1 protein-coding gene and 2 pseudogenes are annotated in these 2279 nt (G+C 65.1%); 1 reads left to right on the top strand and 2 read right to left on the bottom strand.

The window, feature by feature from the left end:
* Together I5M_RS28955 and I5M_RS00845 are read right to left on the bottom strand one after the other, a co-directional pair.
* Window positions 1-976, bottom strand: a pseudogene (locus tag I5M_RS28955) (AI-2E family transporter); the annotation flags it as partial.
* A gap of 57 nt (window positions 977-1033) precedes the next feature.
* Complete coding sequence (locus I5M_RS00845) at window positions 1034-1309, bottom strand: GlsB/YeaQ/YmgE family stress response membrane protein (protein WP_022719671.1); 276 nt, start codon at window positions 1307-1309, stop codon at window positions 1034-1036.
* Window positions 1310-1875: 566 nt separating this feature from the next.
* Here I5M_RS00845 and I5M_RS34000 point away from each other — a divergent pair.
* Window positions 1876-2279, top strand: a pseudogene (locus I5M_RS34000) (TonB-dependent siderophore receptor); the annotation flags it as partial.

Genomic DNA, 2279 nt, shown 5'->3' with positions numbered 1-2279 from the left:
ATGGGTTCGACGACTGGAGCGATTGTCGGCTCGATCACGAAGAACAGCACCGCGTCCAGATTAGCATCGACCAGCCGGGATCGACCGCGACCGCCAGCGTCAGCGGAAAGGCGGCGGCAATGAACGATCCGATGTAGGGCACGAAGCGCAGCACCGCGGCGAGAATGCCCCACAGCGCCGGGCTCGGCACCCCGATGATCCACAGGCCGGTGCCGATCAGTACACCGAAACCGGAGTTGATCAGGAGCTGATTGAGGAACAGCCGGCTGAGCCGACTGGCCGCGTCATCCAGCGCTGCCGTGGTGCGCTGCAGATCGTGGGCGCCGGCGAGGCGGATCAGCCGATTGCGCAGATCCTCCCGCTGCAAAAGGATGAAGATGACGAAGATCACGATGATGCCGGTCGTCGCCAGCGGCGACACCAGCGGCGCGATCAGCGACCGCAAATTGGCGAGGGTGCCCGGATCGGGCTGCAGCACTTCGACCGGGACGGGCGCCACTGGTCTCGCCGAGGCGCCCGGCTGCGGATTGGTCAGTGACGTCGACGGGACGTTCTTGGGTCTGTTCAGCTCCTTGCTGAGATTCTGCAGCATGCCTTCGGCGCGTTCGAGCGTCGAGGATCCGCCGGCCACGCCGCGCAGCGACGTGATCTTGGCCTGGATCGTCGATTGATATTGCGGCAGGTCGCCTGCGAGCCGCGTGAGCTGCGTCGCGATCAGGCTGCCGAGCGCGAAGATCACCGCAAAGGCCAGCAGCACGGTGGTGATGGCGGCGACCGCTCGCGGCACCCGCAGCGACTGCAGGAAGTTGACGGGCCGCGCCAGCACGAAGCTGAGCAGGATCGCCAGCGCGACCGGCACGAACACCTCGCGGCCGACATACAACGCCGAGACGATGATGACGGCGAGAATCGTCACCGCGCAGGCTCCGACCAGGCCGGCGACGTCTTCGAGTGTCTGCGTTTTACCCAGCTTCATCAAGTCGAGCTTCTCGGCAAGAGATTGACTGAACGGGCGGCGCCGACGACGCAGGGGTTAGTACCTGCGGAATCCGCCGCCCCGGACCAGCCGGATGACGAGCAGGAGAATGACCGCCCCGATCGTCGCGTTGATGATCGCGCGAACCATGCCGGCGCCAAGATGAATGCCCAGCTTCGGCAGCAGCCAGCTTCCGATGAAGGCGCCGACGATGCCGATCAGGAGGTCGCCGATCAGGCCGAAACCGGCACCACGGACGATCTGGCCGGCGAGCCAGCCGGCAACGATGCCGACGAGGAGAATGACGACGAGGCTTTCGCCGGACATGTTCATGCGAGACTCCGTACGGCGGGGCGCCGATCCTCGATAAGTGCGGCCGCGGTGGCGAGTTCCCTGAGAGGGAAGGGAGACCAGCGATATCGGCCGTCGACGGGCGCTCCAGCTGACGGAAAGCCAAGAGATATCCCCGCCGCCGCAAGTGGGCGGCACCCGCCTTGGCGCCACGAAGGAGGCTGCGGTGCGTCGCCGAGAGGCCGGCGCTTGCTCCAACCCGCCGCTTGTCGCGGGCTGTCGCTTGCAGGCGTCGCGATCATGGTAGGTGACGGCGACGGATTTTCCGAGGGCCAAGATCGGCTGCACTGACGCTCACCGGCGCAGCGCAGGCGTTGCAGCGGCAGAAGCCTGCGACGAACGACGGCGCGTAGTTAACTGCCGAGCACGTCGCCGCACCCGCGGCCTGTGTTTAGAAGTGGAATAATTCAAATCAATAATTAGAACTGGAATAACTCAAAGTACGTAGTTGTTAGATAGATTCAATAGCCGTTCGGGTTCCTCTCTTCGTGGTTCATTAATATAACACCGCCGCTGGTCGATCGGTTGTCGGCACGGGGGCGATGAAATTGAAGAAGACTGCGATCAGACATATTCCTTATTACTTTGCGGCTGGCTGCATCGTTTCTCACTTCGGTTTATCGGCGCAGGCGCTCGCGCAGGATGCCGGAACATCGCTGCCCGCGGTCACCGTCGATGCGCCGAAGCAGGCCAGCAGGCCGGCTCCCGCGGCGCGGTCGCGTAGTCGTACCGCCGCGCGGGTTCGGGCCGTTGCGGCGCGGTCGCGGCAGCCCGCCGAACCGCCTGCGGCGCCGTCGGCGTCGCGTGCGCGCGAGACCGCGTGGGGACACGTCGACGGCTACGTCGCCAGCCGCAGCGGCACCGGCACCAAGACCGACACGCCGCTGCTCGAAACCCCGCAATCGATCTCGGTGGTGACGCANGATCAGATTCAGGCCCAGGCGGTGCAAAG

The organism is Rhodopseudomonas sp. B29 (genome assembly GCF_000333455.1).
Classification (GTDB): Bacteria; Pseudomonadota; Alphaproteobacteria; order Rhizobiales; family Xanthobacteraceae; genus Rhodopseudomonas.
This window is presented reverse-complemented; position numbering and strand designations above follow the sequence as displayed.

Excerpts from the sequence above, each read along its gene's own strand:
- I5M_RS00845 (WP_022719671.1), bottom strand. The coding sequence starts at position 1,309 with ATGAACATGTCCGGCGAAAGCCTCGTCGTCATTCTCCTCGTCGGCATC.